Below are 21,283 nucleotides of genomic sequence, written 5' to 3'. Positions count from 1 at the left end.
CCTGCGTCTCAATTCTGAAATCGACACGTTCATGATTTCAGGTCGACCCAACCTAAAATCATCGTGATCTAAAGAGGATGAGGTGGACTGCTCCAGCCCCTCATCCGCCTGCCGGCACCTTGCATAAGAAATGTTGTAAAGGATTCGGTATGCCTTTGGCCGGGCGGCCGCCCGGCCAAAGGCGCCGACCGTCGGATCGCCGGCACCAGAACCTTTGGGGGTTACGGAGAAGCAGGATCGCGGTCGGTTCCTCATCGTGGCCCGAATGGTTGCTGGAACAACCTGGTTCGTATGCAAGGCAGGGACGACAAGGATGACCGAGATTAGCATGAAAGCGGCCGGTATTGATACCGGGAAGACATGGCTTGATGTCGCCACCTACCCGGTGAGCGACAAACAGAAAGTGCCCAACAACGCCGACGGCTGGCAGACTCTGGCTGACTGGCTCGAGCGGCAGGGGATCGGACGGGTCGGGATCGAAGCGTCCGGCGGATATGAGCGCGACGTGATTGCGTATCTGCATCAGAGAGGCTTTGAGGTCGTCCTGCTGCAGCCGCGGCAAGTGCGCGCTTTCGGCCTCTATAAGCTGCGCCGAGCCAAGAACGACCAGCTCGACGCCGCGCTGATCGCCGAGTGCGCTGCCCGTTCGGATGCGCGATGCCATGCGCCGGATAGCCGGCTGATCGCGTTTGGCGAATGGCTGCTGTTCATCGAGCAGATCGAAGCCGATATAGCCTGCCTCAAGACCCGCCGCGAGCGTTTCACCGACAGGCGGATCCTCGAGGAGATCGATCGTTCCATCGGTGAGCTCAAGAGCCGTTGCAAAGCCCAGCTCGCGCTGTTGCAGGCCGCTGTCCGCGAGCATGACGATCTCGCCCGGAAGCTTGATCTGATCGAAAGCATCGACGGCATCGGCATCCGTACGGCACTCACCCTGGTCATTCTGATGCCCGAACTCGGCAGGGTCGACCGTGAGGAGATCGCCGCGCTGACCGGCGTGGCGCCTTATGACGACCAGAGCGGCAAGCGTGAAGGCGAGCGCCATATCGCCGGCGGACGGGCGCGCGTCCGCAGGGCCCTGTTCAATGCCGCCTTACCGGCGTCGCAGCGCTGGAACGAGACGCTGGTTGAGCTCTACGACCGTCTCACCGCAAAAGGCAAATCCCACAAAGCGGCGCTCATCGCCTGCGTCCGCAAACTCATCATCTTCGCCAACACCGTCGTCAAGCGCCAAACCCCATGGACGAAAAGCGCGCCACAACAAAATTCTTGCGCTTAGTCTAATGGTTGCGCTTCTCCCCGCAAGCGGGGCGAAGGGGACTCGCGGCAAGGCTCCGCACATATTCAGATCAGGGCGAAGGGCGCGCCGCTTGTCCCTTCTCCCCATTTCGATGCTACGGCATGCACATATCTCTTGTTGTCCAGCCCCTCGCGGACTTACTCCGGAGTGGCGGCATCTGTATTTCCAGCAGTGGCGAGGCTTGCGGATGGGTCCTTGGGATCAAACCCGTATGCGCTGACATTGGCATTAGCGGTCACCCGCCCCTCATCCGCCTGCCGGCACCTTCTCCCCGCAGGCGGGGAGAAGGGACAAGCGGCGCCAACTGAACCCCGCATTCACCGCGCGCCCGAGGGAGCGAGCGGGCGCGGCATATCCCTTCTCCCCGCCTGCGGGGAGAAGGTGGCGGCAGCCGGTTGAGGGGCAACCCCGACTGAGCGGGGTTGAGGCGGTTGGGTTCCCGAGGGATCCTTTCATGAGCAGTATCCGCCGCACCGGACCGCAAGAGATATGTGCATGCCGTAGCCATGAAATGGGGAGAAGGTGCCGGCAGGCGGATTAGCGGCGGCGGCGAACGCACTGCTCGAACGATCGGCTGCCCCGCAACAAAAAAGCCCCGGTAAAAACCGAGGCTTCCTGTCAATCGCGCCTGCTGACCAGCAAACGGATCAATGTTCCTTGTTCGCGTAGACCGACTTCTTCGTCAGGTAGATGAGGCCGGTGAAGATGAGCAGGAACACCATGACCATGAAGCCGGTGCGCTTGCGATCTTCCAGGTGCGGCTCGGCAGCCCACATCAGGAACGCGGAGACGTCCTTGGCGTACTGGTCGACGGTCTGGGGGGCGCCGTCGTCATAGGTGACCTGGTCGTCGGAGATCGGCGGTGCCATCGCCAGTGCCGCGGCGCTGGCGAAATACGGGTTGTAGTGCGTGCCCTCGGCCACTTCCACGCCCGCCGGCGGATCCTGGTAGCCGGTCAGAAGCGCATGGATGTAGTCGGGACCGCCTTCCTGGTAGGGCCAGAACATGTCGAAGACGAATTGCGGGAAGCCGCGTTCGATGCCGCGTGCCTTCGCGATCAGCGAGAAGTCCGGCGGTGCCGCGCCGTTGTTCGATGCAGCCGCCGCTTCCTTGTTCGGGAAGGGTGGCGGGAAGTGATCGGACGGAACGGCTTTGCGCGTGAACATCTCGCCATCCGCGTTCGGACCGTCCTCGACTTCATAGTTCGCTGCGAAGGCCTTCACCTGTGCTTCGGAGTAACCGAGGTCCTCGAGCGTGCGGAAGGAGACGAGCTCCATCGAGTGGCAGGCCGAACAGACCTCGGTGTAGACCTTCAGGCCGCGCTGCAACTGACCCTTGTCGTAGTGGCCGAACAGGCCGGCAAAGGTCCAGTCCTGCTGTTCCGGCTTGTGGATCGGATAGTGAGGCGTGGCGCCGGCAGCGTGCTCTTCGCCGCCCTCTTCCTCTCCCTGGGCCAACGCCGCCCCCAAACCGAGACCGGCGACGACAGCGAGTGACAGAATGCCTGTAACAAGCTTTTTCATTGTTGTGGATTCCTTATCGATCGCTGTTCCGGTCAGGCGCGTGCGGGCTTCAACTGCGCCTTGGCATTCTGTTTTTCCAGCACCGCTTCGGTGATGGAGTTCGGAATGCGCTTCGGCGTCTCGATCAGACCGAGGATCGGCATGATGACGAGGAAGAAGGCGAAGTAGTACAACGTGCCGAGCTGCGACATCACGACATAGAGGCCTTCCGCCGGGCGCGAACCCAGCCAGCCGAGCAGGATGCAGTCAGCAACGAAGATCCAGAAGAACAGCTTGTACCACGGGCGGTAGACGGCCGACCGGACCTTCGACGTATCGAGCCAGGGCAGGAAGAACAGGATCAGGATCGAGCCGAACATCACCAGAACGCCGCCGAGCTTGGAGTCGATCGGGCCGACGTTGAAGGTGATCGCGCGCAGCATCGCGTAGAACGGCAGGTAGTACCATTCCGGAACGATATGAGCAGGGGTCTTCAGCGCGTCCGCCGGAATATAGTTGTCCGGGTGTCCGAGGAAGTTCGGCATGTAGAAGACGAACCAGGCATAGACGATCAGGAAGACCGATACGCCGAGCGCATCCTTCAGCGTCGCATAGGGCGTGAAGGGCACGGTGTCGGACTTGGACTTGACCTCCACCCCGGTCGGGTTGGTCTGGCCGGTAACGTGCAGCGCCCAGATGTGCAGGACGACGACGCCGGCGATCATGAAGGGCAGAAGGTAGTGCAGCGAGAAGAAGCGGTTCAGCGTCGGCTGGTCGACGGCGAAGCCGCCGAGCAGGAACTGCTGGATCCACTCGCCTACCAGCGGGAAGGCCGAGAAGAAGCCGGTGATGACGGTTGCACCCCAGAAGGACATCTGCCCCCAGGGCAGAACGTAGCCCATGAAGCCGGTCGCCATCATCAGGAGATAGATGACCACGCCGAGGATCCAGAGGATCTCTCGCGGCGCCTTGTAGGAGCCGTAATAGAGGCCGCGGGCGATATGCAGGTAGACCGCGATGAAGAAGAACGACGCGCCATTGGCGTGCAGGTAACGCAGCAGCCAACCGTGATTGACGTCGCGCATGATCTTCTCGACCGAATTGAAGGCGACGCTCGTTTCTGCGGCATAATGCATGGCCAGGACGATGCCGGTGAGGATCTGCACGATCAGCATCACCGAGAGCATCGCACCGAAGGTGTAAGCATAGTTCAGGTTGCGCGGAACCGGATAGGAGACGAACGAGTCGTGAACGAGCCGGGGCAGAGGAAGACGGGAGTCAACCCACTTCTCGATGCCCGTCGTTGGCGTGTAGGTTGAATGATCAGCACTCATTATCAGTAGTCCCCTCAACCGATCTTGATGACTGTGTCGGAAACGAACGAGAAGGTGGGCACGGCGAGGTTTTCCGGTGCCGGGCCTTTGCGGATACGGCCGGCCGTGTCGTAGTGCGAGCCGTGGCAGGGACAGAACCAGCCGCCGAAGTCGCCCGCCTGACCGAGCGGCACGCAACCGAGATGGGTGCAGACACCCACCATGATGATCCAGTTTTCCTTGCCTTCGCCGGCGGAACGATCGAGATCGCTTGCCTCGGCATCGGCCGGAAGGTTGGCGTTGCGGGCCACCGGATCCTTCAATTCTTCGAGTGCGACGGCCTTGGCCTCTTCCACTTCCTTATCGGTGCGGTTGCGGATGAAGACCGGTCTGCCGCGCCACTTCGCCGTCAGCGACATGCCCGGCTGCAAGCTCGAAACGTCGACTTCGATCGAAGCAAGCGCCAGCGTGGATGCGTCCGGACGCATTTGGTCGATGAACGGCCATGCCGCCGCACCGGCGCCGACGACGCCGGCCATACCGGTAGCCAGGTATAGGAAATCGCGGCGAGTGGGCTCGCCCATGGTCTCGCTTGAAGTCTCGTGTTCGCTCACGGCTAAAACATCCTCTCACGCAAATGTTGCGGAAACCGCATCCGCCCCCGGCGCGCTTCCTGCCCCGTCCCGAGCCTGGAATCACGCCCCGTCAAACGCTGGCACCCCATCCGGCCCCTTGAGGCAAGCCACGGATCGGATGTCAGAATCCGGGAAAAATTCTGCACGCAGATTCCCCATCAATCCGGCGCGTTCTATGCCTGATCGCAGATTATGTCCAGCCTTGACAAGGGGCCGCGGGCAGATTGTCGCGGGGAAAGGCGCGACCAATTGGCACAAGGACTTGACGGGTTATAGCCGCACCGCGGAGCGCCCTATTCCGCGGCCTCTTCGCGCGCGATGAAACCGCCCGACTGGCGCGACCAGAGATCGGCGTAGAGACCACCATTGGCGATCAGTTCGGCATGCGTGCCGTCCTCGACGATACGGCCCCTGTCCATGACGACGAGCCGGTCGAGCGCCGCGATCGTCGATAGCCGATGCGCAATGGCCAGCACCGTCTTGCCCTGCATCAGCCGCTCCAGATTGGACTGGATCGCCGCTTCCACTTCCGAATCGAGCGCCGAAGTCGCCTCGTCCAGCACGAGAATCGGCGCATCCTTGAGCATGACCCGGGCGATCGCGATACGCTGGCGCTGGCCGCCGGAAAGCTTGACTCCGCGCTCGCCCACATGTGCATCGAAGCCTCTACGGCCGCGCTGATCCTGCAGATCGACGATGAAGTCATAGGCTTCCGCCTTGCGCGCCGCCTCGATCAACTGCTCCTCGCCCGCCCCCGGTCGCCCGAAGAGGATATTGTCGCGGATCGATCGGTGCAGGAGCGACGTGTCCTGGCTGACCATGCCGATCTGGCTGCGCAGCGATTCCTGCCGGACGGCAGCGATGTCCTGTCCGTCGATGAGGATTCGCCCTCCTTCGAGGTCGTAGAAGCGCAACAGCAGATTGACGAGGGTCGACTTGCCGGCACCCGAACGGCCGACGATGCCGACTTTCTCGCCCGGGCGGATGGTAAGGGAAAAGTTGTCGATGACCCCGCCGCCCCTGCCGTAGTGAAACGTCACATGTTCGAAGCGGATTTCCGGACGGGTGACCTGCAGTTCCGGTGCGCCCGGCCGGTCGGTCAGCCCGATCGGCTGCGATACCAGTTCGGCCGAATTCTGGATCGTGCCGATATTGCGCATGATCGCATTGAATTGCGACATCATCCGCCCGAGCAGCATGTTGAGGCGCAGGACCAGCGCAAGGGTGAACGCGACGGCGCCGGAACTGACCGCGCCCGCCAGCCACAAGTGAACCGCGTAGACCGCGATCGCCGCGATCATCATGCCGGACAAAAGCGCGAGCGATGCCCTCACGCCGGTGAGCAGACGTGTGAAAGGGATGACTGCTCCCTGGAAACGGTGAAAGCCCCCCCGAATGTAACGATCGTTCTCCTCGTCACTGCCGAAGAGCTTCAGCGTCTGGATGTTCGCATAGGCATCGACCATGCGGCCGTTCAGCATCGACGCCATCTCCGCCGTGTCGCGGGCATGCTTTCGTACACGCGGGACGAAATAGCGGGCGAGCACCAGGAAGACCACGATCCAGAAGGCGACCATCGCCGCCAACCGCCAGTCCAACTGGGCGATCAGCGCCATGGTCGAAGCCGTGTATATGACGATGAACCAGACCACCTGCAGCAGCGAGACGATCAGGTCGCTCGTCGCCTGTGCGCCGGTCCAGACCTTGGTAACGATCCGCCCGGAAAAGTCGTTCTGAAAAAAGGCGAGCGACTGCCGCGCGACATGGACATAGGATTGCCAGCGCACCAGGTTGAGGAAGCCCGTGATGATCGACTGCTCCTCCACGAGTGCGGCAAGCGTCACCGCAAGGAAGCGGAACACCAGGACCGTAAGCAGCATGAAGAGCAGTTCCGGCCCGTTGGTCGAAATCAACCCTTGCCAGCCGTCCTCCGGCCGGATCGTATCGAGCACATCGACAAGCCGGCCGACGAAATAGAACAGGCCGGCTTCCAGCATTGCCACCAGCCCGCCGAGAACGGCCATGGCGAAAAAAGGACCTTTCGCCTGGCTGGCGTAAAACCAGGCAAAACCCCAGAGCGATCGCGGCGGCTGCAACCGCTCGCGCGGCGCAAAGGGGTCAATCCAGTTCTCGAAAATCTTGACGATGGCGCGCAGCATTGTTCCGATATAGGCGGTTCTGAAATCCGGGCAATCCGTTTTCGCTGTCGCGCCCATTACAATTGCGTAACTCCGGACCGCTGGACTCGGCCCGCTGAGGCGCGGGAGGCCGCGGATTACTCCGCCGCCTCCTCCTTTTCGACCTCGTCGGCGATGAAGCCGCCGGACTGGCGAGACCAGAGATCGGCATAGATGCCGCGCCTGGCGACGAGTTCGCTGTGAGAACCGGTCTCGACGATCCGGCCGGCTTCGAGGATAACCAGGCGATCCATCTCCGTCAGCGTGGACAGGCGGTGGGCGATGGCAATCACCGTCTTGCCGGACATCAGCGCGAAGAGATTTTCCTGAATCGCGGCCTCTACCTCCGAGTCGAGCGCAGAGGTCGCTTCGTCGAGGATGAGGATCGGTGCGTCCTTCAGGAAAACGCGGGCGATCGCAATCCTCTGCCGCTGGCCGCCCGAAAGCTTGACGCCGCGTTCGCCGACCTGAGCGTCGAGCCCTCGCCTGCCCAGATTGTCTTCGAGCGTCTGGATGAAGTCCCAGGCATTCGCCTTCTTCGCGGCGGCAATGATGTCGTCGTCGCTTGCCTGTGGGTGCCCATAGGCGATGTTGTCGCGAATGGAGCGGTGCAGGAGCGACGTGTCCTGCGTCACGACGCCGATCTGTGAACGCAGGCTGTCCTGCGTGACCGTCGAGATGTCCACGCCGTCGATCCGGATCGCGCCGGATTCCAGATCGTAGAAGCGCAGAAGCAGGTTCATCAAGGTCGTCTTGCCGGCGCCGGAGCGGCCGACCAGACCGATCTTCTCCCCGGGCCGGATATCCAGCGACAGCCGGTCTATGACTCCCTTGGACTTACCGTAGTGAAAGCGGATGTCCTCGAAGCTGATCGCACCCTGGTCGGCTTTGAGCGTCACGGCAGTCGGCTTGTCGACGATGTCATGCGCCTTGGTCATCATGCCCATGCCGTCATAGACCGTGCCGATATTCTCGAACAGCGCCGAAACTTCCCACATGATCCATTGCGACATGCCGTTGACACGCATCGCAAGACCGATCGCAACGGCGATCGCGCCGATGGAGATTCCGCTCGTCAGCCACAGATAGATTCCGAGGGCGCCGACGGAGAAAAGGGCGATACAGTTGTTTGCGTAGACGAATATGTGGAAGAGCGTGACCTTCCGCATCTGCCGGTAAACAGTGCCCAGGAATTCGTCCATGCCCGCGCGAGCGTATGTCTCCTCCCGCCCTGCATGGGAGAAAAGCTTGACCGTGCCTATGTTGGTGTAGCTGTCGACGATGCGGCCGGTCATCATCGAGCGCGCGTCGGCCTGTTCCTTGGAGATCTTCTGCAGCCGCGGAACGAAATAGGTGACGATCACGATATAGATGACGAGCCACAACCCGAGCGGCATCACGAGGCGCCAATCCGCGGCCGCCACGACAATCAACATCGTCGCAAAATAACTCACCACATAGACGAAGACGTCGAGGATCTTCATCACCGTTTCACGGACGGCAAGCGACGTCTGCATGACCTTTGTCGCCACGCGCCCGGCAAATTCGTTGGCGAAGAACGTCATGCTCTGCCTCAGCAGATAGCGATGCATCTGCCAACGCGCGATCATCGGATAGTTGCCGAGCAACACCTGATGCATGACGAAGGAGTCGAGCGCCACCAGCCCCGGCAGGCCGATGAGGATCAGCGCTGCCATCCAGGCGAGCCTGCCGCCCTCGGTCGCAAGAAAGGTTTCGCGATCGGCGGTGGACAGCCAATCGACCACATTGCCCAGGAACTGGAACAGGGCCACTTCTCCGATCGCGATCAGCATGGTGCAGATCGACATGATCAAGAGCCACGGAGCCGCGGGCTTGGTGTAGTGCCAGCAAAAGGCAAAGAGACCCTTCGGCGGAAGCGTCGGCTCCTCCGTCGGATAAGGATCGAGGCGGGATTCAAACCAGCCGAACATTGTCTAGCCCCTTCAGATATCTTGAAGGAAAGCGGGTCGCCCCGCATTCTTTATCTTGAAAAATGCAACCCGGAAATGACGCCCGCGAGCGGGCCATGACCTCCGGATGAACCGGAGCGCGCATCGCTCGATCGAAAGAAGCAGAGGCGCGGAACCGGTCAGGCCAGGAAAGGCCGTGTTACTCGTGGGAGGCGCGTCAACATCAGAACAGTCATGCATGCCTCCTTCGGTTCGCGTTGAAGAGGACTGAGCTTTATCCTCATTCGCGCCGCCATGCCAGATTGTCGCAGGCATTTTCTTGCCCATTTTTTCACCGGCCGGTGGTCTGTTGCCAATACGGCACAAATTAGCGGCGGCAAAAGCAGCGCCCCCGAATGAACCGCGTCGGAGCACACCCGACCATGGATCGTGAGGCCGATCGGTGGCATAGACGGTCATCACAATCACTCCCACGATCAATCTTTCGGCAAGCGCATGAACGACCTCCGCATCGCCCTCTACCAGCCTGACATTCCTGGCAATACCGGAACGATCCTGCGGCTCGCCGCCTGCCTCGGTCTTTCGGTCGACATCATCGAGCCGGCCGGTTTCGATCTTTCGGACCGCAATCTCAAGCGTGCGGGAATGGACTATATCGCGGCGGTAACCATGACGCGGCACGTCAGCTGGGAGCGTTTCGAAACATGGCGGTCGAGCACCGGCAGACGCCTCGTGCTCGCCTCCACCAAGGCGGCCGCTCCCTACACGCGCTTCAGCTTCCGGCCGGACGACGTCCTTCTCTTCGGCAGGGAAAGCGCCGGGGTTCCCGATCACGTCCACGAGCGGGCCGACGCGCGCATCCTCATACCGATGGCGCCCGGCCAGCGTTCGCTCAACATCGCCATGGCAGCCGCCATGATCGCCGGCGAAGCGCTGCGGCAGACCGGTGCTTTCTGAGCCGAAACGGGCGGCCATCAACGGTACGGGAGTCCGGCGATCCTGACGGCGCTCATGCGGCGATCTCGTTATAAGGGGTCGCCTTGCGCGCGTATTTCAGCGTGCGCGCCCACCAGGTCAGCCGGTCGATCATCAGGAACAGCGGCGCTCGCATCTCTTCCGGTTTGTAGAGATTTCCCGCCGCATCGAACTTCGACCAGGCCTTGGCGAAGGAGATGCCGTCGCGCAGGGTGACGGCATGCAATTCGCCGAAGACCTGCCGCAATTGCTCGACGGCCCTTATGCCGCCCGATGCGCCGCCATAGGAAACGAAGGCGACCGGTTTTGCGTGCCAGGGCTCATAGACCGCATCGATCATCTCCTTCAGCGCCGCCGGGTAGCCGTGGTTGTATTCCGGAGTGATGACGATGAATGCGTCCGCTTCGGCGACCTTCCGTTCCATCCACTCGGCTGGTCCGGCGGATTTGTCGCCGCGAGCGCTTTTCATTCTGACGGGATCGATGATCGTCAGGCTGAACACGTCGGATGTCTCGAGCTCACGAATGAGCCAGCTGGCGACCGTATCGCAGAAACGGCCCTGCCGTGCGCTGCCGTAGATCAAGGCAAGGGTCATCTTCTCAGTCATGCTGTGTCGGCTCCATGTTGTCGGTTGCAGGGAGCTCATGCTATAGAACCTCAACTATAGTTGAGGTCAATAGCAGCCGTGAAAAAAGACAAGCCCAATGATATCAAGCGCGAGCTGACGGTCGGCGAAGTGGCCGAACGCAGCGGCCTCGCGGTGTCGACGCTTCATTTCTACGAGGCCAAGGGGCTCATCCGCAGCAATCGCAGCCGGGGCAATCAGCGGCGCTACCCGCGTTCCGTGCTGAGGCGGGTGGCCGTGATCAAGGTTGCCCAGCGTACGGGTATCCCGCTTGCCGAGATCCAGTCGGCCCTGTCGGTGCTCCCCGACGACCGGCCGCTGACGGTCGAAGACTGGGGACGGCTCTCGAAGACCTGGCGGCAGCAGCTCGATGAGCGGATCGCAAACCTGACGGCGCTGCGCGATCAGCTCACAGGCTGCATCGGCTGCGGTTGCCTGTCGATGCGCGACTGTCCCTTGCGCAATCCATGGGACGTTCTTGCCTCCGAAGGAACGGGGCCGCGCCTCATCGATCCCGCCGACGGGACGGAGCATGAGGCGAGCTAACCCGGCTTCGCAGGCCTCATACGGGAGAGCAGAGCCATGCTGGCCAATGCACCGAGGGAGCAGAGAAGCGCGAACGCCAGCGTCCACCTGTTGCCCGCCTCGCCAAGCAGGAAGGAGAAGAACGGCGGGGCCGCCGCGAAAGCGAGGTTGAGCGGCAGGCCGAGGCGCGCCACCACCGCCCCATATTCCGCAGAGGAAAAGAAGACGAGCGGCATCGTCGCCCGGCTGACGGACATGGCGCCGCTTGAAAGGCCATAGAGCACGAGGAAGAGAATGATCGACCATTCCGCCCCTTCGCCAAGCGCGAGCGCCAGCAGTGCCGGCGGCATGATCGCCGCGGCTACCAGGCCCGTCGTCAACCCGTCCCAGCGATTGCCGCCGAGGAAATCGAAAAGCCGCGCCGAGAGCTGGATGAAACCGATGGCCGATCCGAAGCCGACCGCCAGGTAGCCGGGCACGGCAAAGCTGCGGAAAAGATCGATCACCACGAGCTGAAAGCCCCAGGTAACAAAGCCGTTGAGCGCGACCGCCGCCGTGATCAGGGCAACGACGCGCCACTGGCGACGAACAGCAGCCGGCGACGCAGATCGATTCGAATTGGGGACCCGGGGATTGCGTTTCGGCGGCTCGCGTCTGGGCAAGGCGAACAAATGCAAGGGCGCGCAGACGAGGAGCATGACCGCGCCATAGAGGACGAATGTGCCGCGCCAACCGAGAGCCGCCTCGCAGAAAGTCGTGACCGGCCAGGCGATCGTGGGCGCGAGCGCCATGGCGAGCATCTGCGCCCCGATGGCACGACGCGCGCCCTCGCCCGCGATCTCTGTCAGGAACACCTGAGCCGAAGTCGTGAGTGCTGCGGCCCCGGCCAGACCAAGAATGCCCCAGGCCGCAAAATAGGAAACCGGACCTCCGGCGCCGGCCAGCAACCACAGCCCCGGAGCCGCGGCTGCAGAACCGAAAGCGAGCACGAGCCGCGCCCCGTGGCGCGCGTAGACCGGCGCAAGCAATGGTGAGCAGAAGGCCATCGCGACCAGCATGACGGTCGGGCCGAGATAGATTGCCGAGGGCCTCAGGAGAAGATCGTCCGCCATTCCGGCCGCCGTCACCGAGACGAACATGAACATCGCTCCCCAAGCGATGATCTGAGTGATGGAGAGCACGATGATGGAACGGAGAACGGGCATCGGGGCAGGTTCGGGAGTACGCGCAATGGCGAGAGGGAAACACCAAATGGTTTAGCGCGCCTCCATGACCTTGGCCACGCTATTATCGATCGCCGAAGATTTTTCTTGCCTGTCGGTGCCAGCGGTGGGATTGGGCGCAATCAGTCTGCGCTCGGGAGACGGCGCATCGTGAACTCGATCTCGCCGCCTTCGAGCTGGCGCCAGCTCTCGACTTCGGTCCAATAGGCAGCCTTTGGCCAGGTATCGAACCACTCCCGCGCCTTGGCCCGCGCGGCGTCGCGCTCGAGCCGAAACGTCTCGCGCACGAAAAGCCCGTCTCTTCGTGTGGGATGCTCCCGGCGATGCCGGGCGATCTGGCGCCGCAAGCCGTCCAGCGGCGGTCCTGGGGGTATCTTCGCCATGGGCCATACCTCTGGCGAAAAGATAGGATGAGCGCCGCATTATTGCCAGTCATTTGTCCCGATCCTCCGCTGAGGCCTTGATTGCGGTAGACTGTCGCTGTCGCCGTGGCACCGTTGCCAAGCAGCTGAAAATATGGACTGTGGCGGCGACATCGAATCGGCGGTTTTCAGTAGGGAAATCCGCGAACGGAAGTGCATCCCCATGGAAAGACCGCAACTGCCACAGGGCCTGCCGGCCGACATCGAAGACAAGAAGGCAGCGGCAAAGGCTTGGTTCGAGAGCCTTCGCGACACGATCTGCGCCGCCTTCGAGGCGATAGAGGACGAATTGACGGGTCCGCTGTCGGATCGTCCCGCAGGCCGGTTCGTCGCCAAGGACTGGCTGCGCGAGGAAGGCGCCGGCGGCGGCGGTCGCATGTCCATGATGGAAGGACGCGTCTTCGAGAAAGTGGGGGTTCACACCTCCACCGTCTTCGGCGAGTTCTCGCCGGAGTTCCGCGAACAGATACCCGGCGCGAGCGACGATCCGCGCTTCTGGGCATCGGGCATTTCGCTGATCGCCCACCCGGTCAATCCCAATGTCCCCGCCGTGCACATGAACACGCGCATGGTCGTGACCACCAGCAACTGGTTCGGCGGCGGTGCGGACCTCACGCCGGTCCTTGACCGCCGGCGCATCATGACCGATCCGGATACCGTGCTCTTTCATCGTGCCATGGAGATCGCCTGCAATCGGCACCCCGTCGCCGATCATGCAAAATTCAAGCAGTGGTGCGACGAGTATTTCTATCTGAAGCACCGGAACGAGCCGCGCGGCACCGGCGGGATTTTCTACGATTGGCTGCGTTCTGCGGAGGAGCTCGGCGGCTGGGATGCGGATTTCGCCTTCACGCGCGATGTCGGCAAGGCCTTCGCACTCGTCTATCCGAGAATCGTCCGGACAAATTTCAACAAGCCCTGGACCGAGCAGGATCGAAACGAGCAGCTCGTGCGCCGTGGCCGGTACGTCGAGTTCAACCTTCTTTACGACCGTGGCACGATCTTCGGTCTCAAGACCGGTGGCAATGTGGAGTCGATTCTCTCCTCCCTGCCCCCACTCGTACGCTGGCCGTGAATCGCAGCTTATTCGGCCTCCCTTGAGACGGCGAACAAATGCGCCGCCTCGGCGTTTCCCTCTCCAGGAGAGAAGGAGCGACGCATGGTCTTCAAGAAACGGACATTCTTCGGCGGTGACCCCGAGAGGCTGCCTGCCGAAGATCCGGCCGAACTCGAGCGCCGAGTCGCTCATTGTCTTGCAGTCGCGCCCGGCCTCGACGCCATAGAGGTCACGGTGACCGGCTCGGGCAGTACGATCCTGCTCGCCGGTACAGTGGCGACCGAAGAGGAGATCGCCCGCGCGGGAGAGGCGGCCCGATCGGTCGAAGGGGTCGCCGAGGTGGTCAATCGCATCGAACTCGCGAAGGTCGGGAGGGGTTGAACAGCCTTTCACCTGCAGAAAAGCGGCTGATCTCAGATCAGGAACAATAAATTCAGTTCAGGCTTTCATCCAGCGTCAGACGGCCGCATCGTGTTTCGGCATCAGGTGAAAACCGAAGGCTTTGAGCACGGCAAGCGTTGTCTCGAGTGTCGGATTCCCGTTCTCGCTAAGCGAGCGATACAGGTGTTCACGAGCAAGGCCAGTCTCGCGGGCGATCTTGGTCATCCCTTTGACGCGAGCAACCGCACCGAGGGCGGAAGCGATATGTTGCGCATCCCCCGTTTCCATTGCCTCGGTCAGAAAAGCCTCAATGGCGCCTTCGCTGGTGAGCAGATCTGACACGTCAAACTCGGTAAACTTTTCAGACATCGATATCACTCCATTAGGCGGCGATCTCTTTCGCCGTTCCGATGTCTCTATCCTGTGTGCCCTTGTCCCCAGCGCACAAGAGCAGAATGATCAGTTCCCCGCGCTTCTGGATAAACCCGATACCCAGGGCCGTGACGAATGCGCAGTTCACTGATACCTTCTCCAACCGGCGAGACGTCGCCGGGATTCCCTTGCGCCAGCCGGCACAGGGGCGATAGCTCCTGGAGGACTTCCTTCAGATGGAGCTGAGCGTCCAGCCCACGATATCGGCCGCGACCCGGGCGAACGCGGCATCGAGCGCGGCGACGAAAGCGGGATTGCCGGCGCCTCGCACGGGCACGACGGCGCGGAAGGCCTGCTGTTTGCGGACGGTGCCGTTCCGGTCATCCAGTATCTTGGCGAATATCTCGACGACCGCCGTTGCCGCTCCATCGGTAGATATTTCGAAGGCTCTGAGCTCGGTTATCAATTGATAATCGATGGCGAGCCCTTGGCCGGGCTTGCCGACGCGAATCCTGCCTGTATTGTCGAAGGTCTGGACGAGCCTGTCCTGCACCATGCGCGGCAGACTGTCTCCCCATTGGGCCCTGGCGAGATATTGCAGTTCCGATCTCGAAAGGCGAACCACGATCTGGTCGCTGCCCAGGGTCTTCAGCGCCGTCGGTTCCGGAACGAGAAGCTGGCGGTTTGTAGCCCCCGGACGCTCCACGGCAGGAACGGACGCCAGGCTGAACGTGTCGTTCGCCGCCTGGCGCGAGCCGCACCCTGCCAGCATCGCCGCCAATGCAAGGACCACCGCAGACCGGGACGCCGCCGCGCCACGAAAACCTACCAGACCCGGAAAACCCATACGCCAAATATCCCCTAACAACGCGGCGCCGTTCAGCTCCCCGCCCTCAACGCAACCTGCCCGCGACCCTCGATAAACGAATCACCGCCGCGTGCGGCCATCATATTGCTTAACCGTTTCGCCGCCGAACAAAAGGCGCTGCGGATTTTTATCGAAATCGGAAATCGTATTCTGCAGGCTTTGAACCGTGCGGCGCGTGTCGCCGACGAGCGCCTCCACGTCCCGCAGTCCCGAATTGGAGAAACGCTTGAGATTTTCCGCGATCGGGCCCAGTTGCGCATTCAGGTTTTCCGCCACCCGCCGGAAGGACTCGAGCGTTTCGCGTGCCTGCGCAGAAAGCGACGGAGCATCCGCGTCGCCGAGGAAGCCGTCGATCTTCACCAGGATGCTGTCGACCCGGTTCGATGCCGCATTCAGCTTGTTGGACATTTGCGTGAAATCGGTGATCGTCTGATCGATATCATCCTGCCGGGCGGAAATCTTTTCGGCAAAGTCCGAAACCTGTGCGGCGACCTTGCGGGCGTCCGCACTCGCGGCCGTGATGTCGTTGACAACCAGCCCGACCTTCTGCGCGTCGACGGCGGCTACCAGCGTATCGACCCGCTTCAACGTCTCCTGCGCGCTCTTGCCGAACTGATCGTAAGTTTCCACCGTACGCCGGAATCCGGCGATCGCTTCCGATACCCCGCCCGAAGCATCCTTCAGATTGTTGCTCACCTGCTCGGCATTGCTGACGATGTTGTCTATCTTCTTCGGGTCCACCGACTTGATCAGCCTGTCGGCGCTCGCAAGCGTATCGTCGAGCTTCTTCGATGCTGCATTGACGGAGCCCGACAGTTGTTCGACGCTTTTCAGGAACTGGTCGATCGCACCGGAATTGTCCGCCAGCGCCTTGGAAAAGCGCTCCGCGTTGCCGATGGTTGACGTCAGCGGGCCACGGACGTCGGTGACGAAGCTTTGGATATCCGTGATCGCCGAATTCGCTCGGTCGAGGATCTGGTCCGCGGTCGCCAGCAGGCTGGTGACGCTCGACTGATCGGCAAGGATATGCGCCTGGGTGCCCTTTTCCAGCGCGGTCTTGAGGATGTTTTCGTCCCCCTTGCGCCCGCCGCTGAGCTCGATATAGGCCGCTCCCGTCAGCCCTTGCACCTCGAGCGTCGCCGTCGTGGATTTCATGACCGGGGCATCGGCCGAGACTTCGGTGATCGCAATCGAATAGCGAGGATCGTTGGCGTCGATCGCAAGATTACGCACGCTGCCGACGTTGATCCCGTTGAAGCGCACCGGTGAGCCCACCGACAGACCATTGGCCGATCCGGGAATGTTGACGACGAGTTCGACCATCTGGCCGGTCCGGCCATATTGCGACATCCAGTAGACGAAGCCGAAGGCCGCGGCGATGACCAGGACGGTGAAGAAGCCGACAATGGCATAATTCGCTTTAGTTTCCATCGGCATTACCTACCTTTGCGGCCCTTGCCGCCTGTTCATGTACTTCTGCGAGCAGGCTTGCCGTAGCTCCCCCGCCTGCGCATTCCCGGCTCAATCCTGCTCGCGCACGATTGCCCTTGCGCGCTTGCCCCGGAAATACGACTTCACCCAGGGCTCGTCGCAGGTGAGCATATCCTCGATGGTGCCTTCGACGAGAACGCGCTTCTTGCCGAGCACCGCGATCCGGTCACAGACCGAGAACAGGCTGTCCAGATCGTGCGTCACCATATACACGGTCAATCCAAGCGTGTCCCGCAGCTTGGCGATCAACTCGTCGAACTCCGCAGCACCGATCGGATCGAGGCCGGACGTCGGCTCATCGAGAAAGACGAGGTCGGGATCGAGCGCGAGCGCGCGCGCAAGCGCCGCGCGCTTGATCATGCCGCCGGAAAGCTCCGAAGGGTATTTCTCCGCGGCCTCCGGTGCGAGGCCGACCAGTTCGATTTTCAGGCGCGCGAGCTCGTCCATCAGGTCTTGCGGCAGATCGAGATATTCGCGCATCGGCACCTGGATGTTCTCACGCACCGTCAGGGCGGAGAAAAGCGCGCCATGCTGGAACAGCACGCCGAGGCGCATATCAAGTGCGATGCGCTCGGCCTCGCCCATGCTGTCGTAGTCGGCGCCAAGAATTTCGATCGTGCCGGAACGTTTCGGCAGAAGCCGAAGGACCGTGCGCATCAGTACGGACTTGCCGGTACCGGAGGCGCCGACGAAGCCGAGAATTTCACCCCGCAGCACTTCGAGATTGAGATTGTCGAGAACGACATGGTCGCCGAAGCCGACGGTCAGATCGCGAACGGAGAGGACCGCCTCTCGCTTGCCCCCCGCATCCGCTTGCTTTTCGATGACCGCCTGAACCATGTTCGCCTACCTCAGAAATCGATTGCCGCGTAGAACATGGCGAACAATCCGTCGATCAGAATCACGACGAATATGGATTTGACGACGGAGGAGGTCACGCGCCGCCCGAGCGACTCGGCGCTGCCTCCGACCTTCAGTCCCTCGACTGCGGCAACGACGCCGATGATGAGGGCCATGAAGGGCGCCTTGATCATGCCGGCCGCGACCGAGGAGAAATCGACCGCTTCCTGCAACCGCGCCAAAAAGGTCGGTATCGTGATGTCGGAATAGGTCCATGCCACCATGGCGGCGCCGGCAAGCGCGGCGAAGTTTGCGATGATCGTCAGGAGCGGCAGGACGATCGTCAGCGCCACGAGACGCGGAAAGACAAGAACGCCGACCGGACTCAAGCCCATGACCTTGAGCGCATCGACCTCTTCGCGCATCTTCATGGAGCCGATCTCGGCAGTAATCGCGCTGCCCGACCGACCGGCGATCATGATCGCGGTAAGCAACACGCCGATCTCGCGCAATTGCAGGATGCCGACGAGATCGACCACGAAAATCTCCGCGCCGAATGAGCGGAGCTGGAACGCTCCCTGCTGCGCTATGATGGCGCCGATCAGGAACGACATCAGGGTGATGATCGGCGTCGCCATGACGCCCATACGGTCGATCTGGTGGACGATCGCAGCAGGCGAAACGCCGGCGTGACGCCCGAGCTTCATCTGCGCGCCGCGTACCGCAGAGCCCAGGATGAACATGGCAGCCACCGTGTCGGTCCAGATGGAGACCGTCAGCTCGCCCACGGGCGTAAACAGCCGCTGGAAAAGCGGCATTCTCGTCGCACTCTCTTCCGGGCGACGCAGTTGCTTCGGCAGTGCGCGGACCAATTCGGCGTAGCGCTCGCCGCCCGTGAAACGAACTTCGTCGGCTGTCCCATTCATGAAGCGGCGAATGATCCACGCACCCGCCGTATCCATCCGGGTGATGCCGGAGAAGTCGAATTCGCTCTGGCCGCCCGCGGGCTTTTCAAGCCGCTTCAGCTTGGCGGCCATCGCCTCCGCCGTCTCGTGCCGCCAGTCGCCGCTGAACACATAGCGCCGACCGTTTCCGGCGGCGCCCTCATCGACGACGACGTCGGCAGCGGTCTCTGTTTGGGCACGCGTCACGTGATATCGGTCTTTCAGTTCGTTCTCCGCATAGTCTCTTAAACCAGAATCGATTTGATGACAAAATCATGCGGGAATTCAAAGTCGTACAGTGCCCTTGGTGCGACAGAAATGACACAATGGGCCGCAAGCTTCGCAAAACTCCGCCATTCGCGGTCCGGAGCGGATGAAGTCATGGGGTCCCTATGCCGATTACTCTTACAGCCACCGTCGAACATTTCCCGATCGCAGGCGCTTTCACCATTTCGCGCGGCTCGAAAACCACGGCAAGCGTCGTCACCTGCCGCGTCACCGACGGCGAGCTATCGGGTTGGGGCGAGTGCGTGCCCTATGCCCGCTACGGCGAATCGGTCGAGTCGGTGCTGAGCGCCATCGAGACCGTGCGGCCCCTCATCGAAGAGGACATGACCCGCACCGACCTGCAGACGGCGATGAAGGCCGGCGCCGCGCGAAACGCGGTCGACTGCGCCCTGTGGGATCTCGAGGCAAAGCGCAGCGGAAGCTCCGCTGCCGAGCTCGCCGGAATCGCTGGCCCGACGCCTCTGACCACCGCCTACACCTTGTCGCTCGCCGAGCCGGAGGAGATGAGGGCCCAGGCCGCGAAACACGCCCATCGGGCGCTTCTCAAGGTGAAAGTCGGAACGTCAGACGACACGGCGCGCATTTGCGCCGTCAGGAGCGGCGCGCCGGGGAGCCGCATCATTCTCGACGCCAATGAGGGATGGACGGAAGCCAACATTGCCGCCCACTTCGCCGCCTGCGCCGAGAACGGCATCAGCCTCATCGAACAGCCGCTGCCCGCCGGCCGCGACGAGATACTCGCCTCCCTGCCTCGCCCGGTACCCGTCTGCGCCGACGAAAGCGTGCATGCCACGGAGGACCTCGAAAGGCTCGTCGGCCGCTACGATGCGGTCAACATCAAGCTCGACAAGACCGGCGGGCTGACGGAGGCCCTGCGCATGCGCGCTGCGGCCGAAGCCCTCGGCCTGAAGATCATGGTCGGCTGCATGGTCGGCAGTTCGCTCGCCATGGCGCCGGCGGTACTCGTCGCGCAGGACGCGGATTTCGTGGATCTCGACGGACCGCTGCTGCTCTCGAAAGACCGCTCGCCGGGCCTTCGCTACGAGGCCTCGCTCGTCTTTCCGCCGGAGGCCAGCCTCTGGGGCTGAAGATACCAGCCGAGGAAGGTGAAAAGGCAGCCCGAAAGCGCGACCGCCGACATGGAGTAGAAGCCGTCGACGCCGAACCAGGCGTAGAAATAGCCCGACAGAAAGGTGAAGATCGCCGTGAAGATGCCGGTGTAGAAAAAGTAGAGCCCCTGCGCCGACGCCTCCTGCTCCTCCGCGACACGCTCGACCAGCTTGTGCTGCATGCCCGTATGCATGATCGCATAGGTGAAGGCGTGAAAGCACTGCAGAACGAAATAGCCCGAGAAGCCGAGATCCATCGGGAAGATCAGCCAGCGTACGACCGCGAGCAGGCAGCCGGAGAAGATCATCGTCCAGATGCTGAAACGGCGGACGATCGCCCTGGCGAGGAAGAACATCAGCACTTCCGCCGCGACGCCGGCACTCCAGAGAATGCCGATCTGGGTGCCGCTGTAGCCGATATGCTGCCAATAGATGGCAGAGAAGGCGAAGAGCATCGCATGGCTGCTGTTGACCAGCGTCACGCCGACCAGCAGCAGTTGCAGATCCGCCTGTCGCAGCGATTGCGGCGGCGGCTCGGTGATTGCGGTAATCGGTGATGGCCTGCGCGGACGGCCGACACGCGGCGCGGCCACCGCCAAAAGGATGGTGAGCGCGAAGCCCGCCGCCATGGCGGGCAGGACCATCTGCCCGCCGACGACTCCGATCAGCCAGCCACCCAGCATCGTCGCCCCGATAAAGGCGACCGATCCCCAGACACGCATCTGCGCATAGTCGAAGCCCCAGCGCCGCACGCCCGAAAGGGCGATCGCCTCGACGATCGGCACATAGGGCGAATAAACCGCAGATTGCAGCGTGTAGATGACGAGCACCGGCCAGAAGCTCTGCGCATAGAAAAGAACGACGGCTCCGGCGAAGGATAGGATACCCGACCAGATCAGGACGATCGTCCGCTCGCCGATGCGGTCTGCGAGAACGCCCGCCAGTGGTGCGGTGATTACCCGGACGAACATCGGAACTGCAAGCACTATGCCGATTTCGAAGTCGCTGAGCGACAGGCTGCTCAGCCAGACCGGAAAGTACGGCATGGCGAAACCGTTGACGATCAGCGGCGCTGAGAAGAGAAGCGCGATGCGGAGTGCGAAATGGCGCGGCGGGGGCCCCGCGACGAATGCGGGAGCAGATGACGGAATCATGGAAGGACCTGATGGCTGTGGGCCACCATTAGCACAACCGCGCGTGTGTTTGCCATCGGCTAGATCACGATGTTTTAGGTCGAGTCGACCTAAAAACATGAACGTGATCGATACCAAAAAGTTGAGACGCGGGATGCGGGCGGAAAACCGC

The 21,283-nt window shown here is 62.1% G+C and carries 20 protein-coding genes and 1 pseudogene; 6 read left to right on the top strand and 15 right to left on the bottom strand.

What is annotated here, in order from left to right; all coding sequences use genetic code 11:
* Positions 1-313 precede the first annotated feature (313 nt).
* Positions 314-1,279, top strand: coding sequence for an IS110 family RNA-guided transposase (locus tag M1D43_RS04015; protein ID WP_015007803.1), 966 nt, complete (start codon positions 314-316; stop codon positions 1,277-1,279).
* 668 nt (positions 1,280-1,947) lie between these two features.
* On the opposite strand, the gene M1D43_RS04010 is transcribed toward M1D43_RS04015, so the two are convergent.
* The 5 genes from M1D43_RS04010 to M1D43_RS03990 form a co-directional block, all read right to left on the bottom strand.
* Positions 1,948-2,823 carry a cytochrome c1 gene (locus M1D43_RS04010; protein ID WP_003534153.1) on the bottom strand — a complete coding sequence of 292 codons (876 nt, stop codon included), beginning with the start codon at positions 2,821-2,823 and terminating at the stop codon, positions 1,948-1,950.
* Between the two features lie 32 nt (positions 2,824-2,855).
* Positions 2,856-4,136, bottom strand: a complete 1,281-nt coding sequence (locus M1D43_RS04005) for a cytochrome b (RefSeq protein ID WP_003534151.1) — start codon at positions 4,134-4,136, stop codon at positions 2,856-2,858.
* 14 nt (positions 4,137-4,150) lie between these two features.
* Complete coding sequence (gene petA, locus M1D43_RS04000) at positions 4,151-4,729, bottom strand: ubiquinol-cytochrome c reductase iron-sulfur subunit (protein ID WP_003534144.1); 579 nt, start codon at positions 4,727-4,729, stop codon at positions 4,151-4,153.
* A 314-nt stretch (positions 4,730-5,043) separates the two neighbouring features.
* A complete protein-coding gene (locus M1D43_RS03995) occupies positions 5,044-6,966 on the bottom strand; it encodes an ABC transporter ATP-binding protein (protein ID WP_192923419.1) in 1,923 nt (640 codons plus the stop codon).
* 59 nt (positions 6,967-7,025) lie between these two features.
* Entirely contained in the window at positions 7,026-8,879 is a 1,854-nt protein-coding gene (locus tag M1D43_RS03990; protein WP_153313572.1) for an ABC transporter ATP-binding protein, read from the bottom strand.
* Between the two features lie 474 nt (positions 8,880-9,353).
* Between M1D43_RS03990 and M1D43_RS03985 the strand changes: the two genes are divergently transcribed.
* Positions 9,354-9,815 (top strand): tRNA (cytidine(34)-2'-O)-methyltransferase, encoded by a 462-nt coding sequence (locus M1D43_RS03985; RefSeq protein WP_003534138.1) that lies wholly within the window; start codon positions 9,354-9,356, stop codon positions 9,813-9,815.
* A gap of 52 nt (positions 9,816-9,867) precedes the next feature.
* Here the strand turns inward: M1D43_RS03985 and M1D43_RS03980 are convergent, their stop codons facing one another.
* On the bottom strand, positions 9,868-10,440 hold the full coding sequence (locus M1D43_RS03980; protein WP_010969495.1) for an NADPH-dependent FMN reductase: 573 nt from the start codon (positions 10,438-10,440) through the stop codon (positions 9,868-9,870).
* A gap of 78 nt (positions 10,441-10,518) precedes the next feature.
* Here M1D43_RS03980 and soxR point away from each other — a divergent pair, with 78 nt between their 5' ends.
* The gene (soxR, locus tag M1D43_RS03975; RefSeq protein ID WP_010969496.1) at positions 10,519-11,004 is read left to right on the top strand and encodes a redox-sensitive transcriptional activator SoxR; all 486 of its coding nucleotides are present in this window, start codon (positions 10,519-10,521) and stop codon (positions 11,002-11,004) included.
* On the opposite strand, the gene M1D43_RS03970 is transcribed toward soxR, so the two are convergent.
* Both M1D43_RS03970 and M1D43_RS03965 read right to left on the bottom strand, forming a co-directional pair.
* Positions 11,001-12,188, bottom strand: a complete 1,188-nt coding sequence (locus M1D43_RS03970) for an MFS transporter (protein WP_153320629.1) — start codon at positions 12,186-12,188, stop codon at positions 11,001-11,003. The genes soxR and M1D43_RS03970 overlap by 4 nt on opposite strands.
* A gap of 140 nt (positions 12,189-12,328) precedes the next feature.
* Positions 12,329-12,589: a hypothetical protein gene (locus M1D43_RS03965; RefSeq protein WP_003534130.1), complete on the bottom strand. Its 261-nt coding sequence runs from the start codon at positions 12,587-12,589 to the stop codon at positions 12,329-12,331.
* Between the two features lie 202 nt (positions 12,590-12,791).
* Between M1D43_RS03965 and hemF the strand changes: the two genes are divergently transcribed.
* Together hemF and M1D43_RS03955 are read left to right on the top strand one after the other, a co-directional pair.
* Positions 12,792-13,703, top strand: coding sequence for an oxygen-dependent coproporphyrinogen oxidase (gene hemF, locus M1D43_RS03960; RefSeq protein ID WP_028011984.1), 912 nt, complete (start codon positions 12,792-12,794; stop codon positions 13,701-13,703).
* An 84-nt stretch (positions 13,704-13,787) separates the two neighbouring features.
* The gene (locus tag M1D43_RS03955; RefSeq protein ID WP_153313570.1) at positions 13,788-14,066 is read left to right on the top strand and encodes a BON domain-containing protein; all 279 of its coding nucleotides are present in this window, start codon (positions 13,788-13,790) and stop codon (positions 14,064-14,066) included.
* A gap of 75 nt (positions 14,067-14,141) precedes the next feature.
* On the opposite strand, the gene M1D43_RS03950 is transcribed toward M1D43_RS03955, so the two are convergent.
* From M1D43_RS03950 to M1D43_RS03925, 6 genes and pseudogenes are all read right to left on the bottom strand, one after another.
* Positions 14,142-14,435, bottom strand: a complete 294-nt coding sequence (locus M1D43_RS03950; RefSeq protein ID WP_015007636.1) for an addiction module antidote protein — start codon at positions 14,433-14,435, stop codon at positions 14,142-14,144.
* A gap of 13 nt (positions 14,436-14,448) precedes the next feature.
* A pseudogene (locus M1D43_RS03945) lies at positions 14,449-14,644 on the bottom strand (type II toxin-antitoxin system RelE/ParE family toxin); the annotation flags it as partial.
* Positions 14,645-14,670: 26 nt separating this feature from the next.
* Positions 14,671-15,285, bottom strand: coding sequence for an ABC-type transport auxiliary lipoprotein family protein (locus M1D43_RS03940; RefSeq protein WP_003534124.1), 615 nt, complete (start codon positions 15,283-15,285; stop codon positions 14,671-14,673).
* A gap of 81 nt (positions 15,286-15,366) precedes the next feature.
* Complete coding sequence (locus M1D43_RS03935) at positions 15,367-16,737, bottom strand: MlaD family protein (RefSeq protein ID WP_003534122.1); 1,371 nt, start codon at positions 16,735-16,737, stop codon at positions 15,367-15,369.
* 90 nt (positions 16,738-16,827) lie between these two features.
* Positions 16,828-17,637 carry an ABC transporter ATP-binding protein gene (locus tag M1D43_RS03930; RefSeq protein WP_153313569.1) on the bottom strand — a complete coding sequence of 270 codons (810 nt, stop codon included), beginning with the start codon at positions 17,635-17,637 and terminating at the stop codon, positions 16,828-16,830.
* Positions 17,638-17,648: 11 nt separating this feature from the next.
* Positions 17,649-18,788, bottom strand: coding sequence for an ABC transporter permease (locus tag M1D43_RS03925; RefSeq protein WP_003534118.1), 1,140 nt, complete (start codon positions 18,786-18,788; stop codon positions 17,649-17,651).
* A gap of 185 nt (positions 18,789-18,973) precedes the next feature.
* Between M1D43_RS03925 and dgcA the strand changes: the two genes are divergently transcribed.
* Positions 18,974-19,957, top strand: a complete 984-nt coding sequence (dgcA, locus tag M1D43_RS03920; RefSeq protein ID WP_498814104.1) for an N-acetyl-D-Glu racemase DgcA — start codon at positions 18,974-18,976, stop codon at positions 19,955-19,957.
* Here dgcA and M1D43_RS03915 read toward each other — a convergent pair.
* The gene (locus M1D43_RS03915; RefSeq protein WP_153313566.1) at positions 19,909-21,132 is read right to left on the bottom strand and encodes an MFS transporter; all 1,224 of its coding nucleotides are present in this window, start codon (positions 21,130-21,132) and stop codon (positions 19,909-19,911) included. The two genes, dgcA and M1D43_RS03915, sit on opposite strands and share 49 nt — an antisense overlap.
* Positions 21,133-21,283: the final 151 nt, after the last annotated feature.

Source organism: Ensifer sp. R1-3 (assembly GCF_056739175.1).
The sequence above is the reverse complement of the archived record's forward strand: the minus strand, read 5'-3'. Positions and strand labels throughout refer to the sequence as shown.

Bases quoted from the DNA above. Each gene is read 5' to 3' on its own strand.
- M1D43_RS03930 (WP_153313569.1), bottom strand. From the start codon at position 17,637: ATGGTTCAGGCGGTCATCGAAAAGCAAGCGGATGCGGGGGGCAAGCGA.
- M1D43_RS04015 (WP_015007803.1), top strand. From the start codon at position 314: ATGACCGAGATTAGCATGAAAGCGGCCGGTATTGATACCGGGAAGACA.
- M1D43_RS03965 (WP_003534130.1), bottom strand. From the start codon at position 12,589: ATGGCGAAGATACCCCCAGGACCGCCGCTGGACGGCTTGCGGCGCCAG.
- M1D43_RS03970 (WP_153320629.1), bottom strand. From the start codon at position 12,188: ATGCCCGTTCTCCGTTCCATCATCGTGCTCTCCATCACTCAGATCATC.
- M1D43_RS03980 (WP_010969495.1), bottom strand. From the start codon at position 10,440: ATGACTGAGAAGATGACCCTTGCCTTGATCTACGGCAGCGCACGGCAG.
- hemF (WP_028011984.1), top strand. From the start codon at position 12,792: ATGGAAAGACCGCAACTGCCACAGGGCCTGCCGGCCGACATCGAAGAC.
- M1D43_RS03955 (WP_153313570.1), top strand. From the start codon at position 13,788: ATGGTCTTCAAGAAACGGACATTCTTCGGCGGTGACCCCGAGAGGCTG.
- M1D43_RS03940 (WP_003534124.1), bottom strand. From the start codon at position 15,285: ATGGGTTTTCCGGGTCTGGTAGGTTTTCGTGGCGCGGCGGCGTCCCGG.
- M1D43_RS03950 (WP_015007636.1), bottom strand. From the start codon at position 14,435: ATGTCTGAAAAGTTTACCGAGTTTGACGTGTCAGATCTGCTCACCAGC.
- M1D43_RS03935 (WP_003534122.1), bottom strand. From the start codon at position 16,737: ATGGAAACTAAAGCGAATTATGCCATTGTCGGCTTCTTCACCGTCCTG.
- M1D43_RS04005 (WP_003534151.1), bottom strand. From the start codon at position 4,136: ATGAGTGCTGATCATTCAACCTACACGCCAACGACGGGCATCGAGAAG.
- M1D43_RS03915 (WP_153313566.1), bottom strand. From the start codon at position 21,132: ATGATTCCGTCATCTGCTCCCGCATTCGTCGCGGGGCCCCCGCCGCGC.
- M1D43_RS04010 (WP_003534153.1), bottom strand. From the start codon at position 2,823: ATGAAAAAGCTTGTTACAGGCATTCTGTCACTCGCTGTCGTCGCCGGT.
- dgcA (WP_498814104.1), top strand. From the start codon at position 18,974: ATGCCGATTACTCTTACAGCCACCGTCGAACATTTCCCGATCGCAGGC.
- M1D43_RS03990 (WP_153313572.1), bottom strand. From the start codon at position 8,879: ATGTTCGGCTGGTTTGAATCCCGCCTCGATCCTTATCCGACGGAGGAG.
- M1D43_RS03985 (WP_003534138.1), top strand. From the start codon at position 9,354: ATGAACGACCTCCGCATCGCCCTCTACCAGCCTGACATTCCTGGCAAT.
- M1D43_RS03995 (WP_192923419.1), bottom strand. From the start codon at position 6,966: ATGGGCGCGACAGCGAAAACGGATTGCCCGGATTTCAGAACCGCCTAT.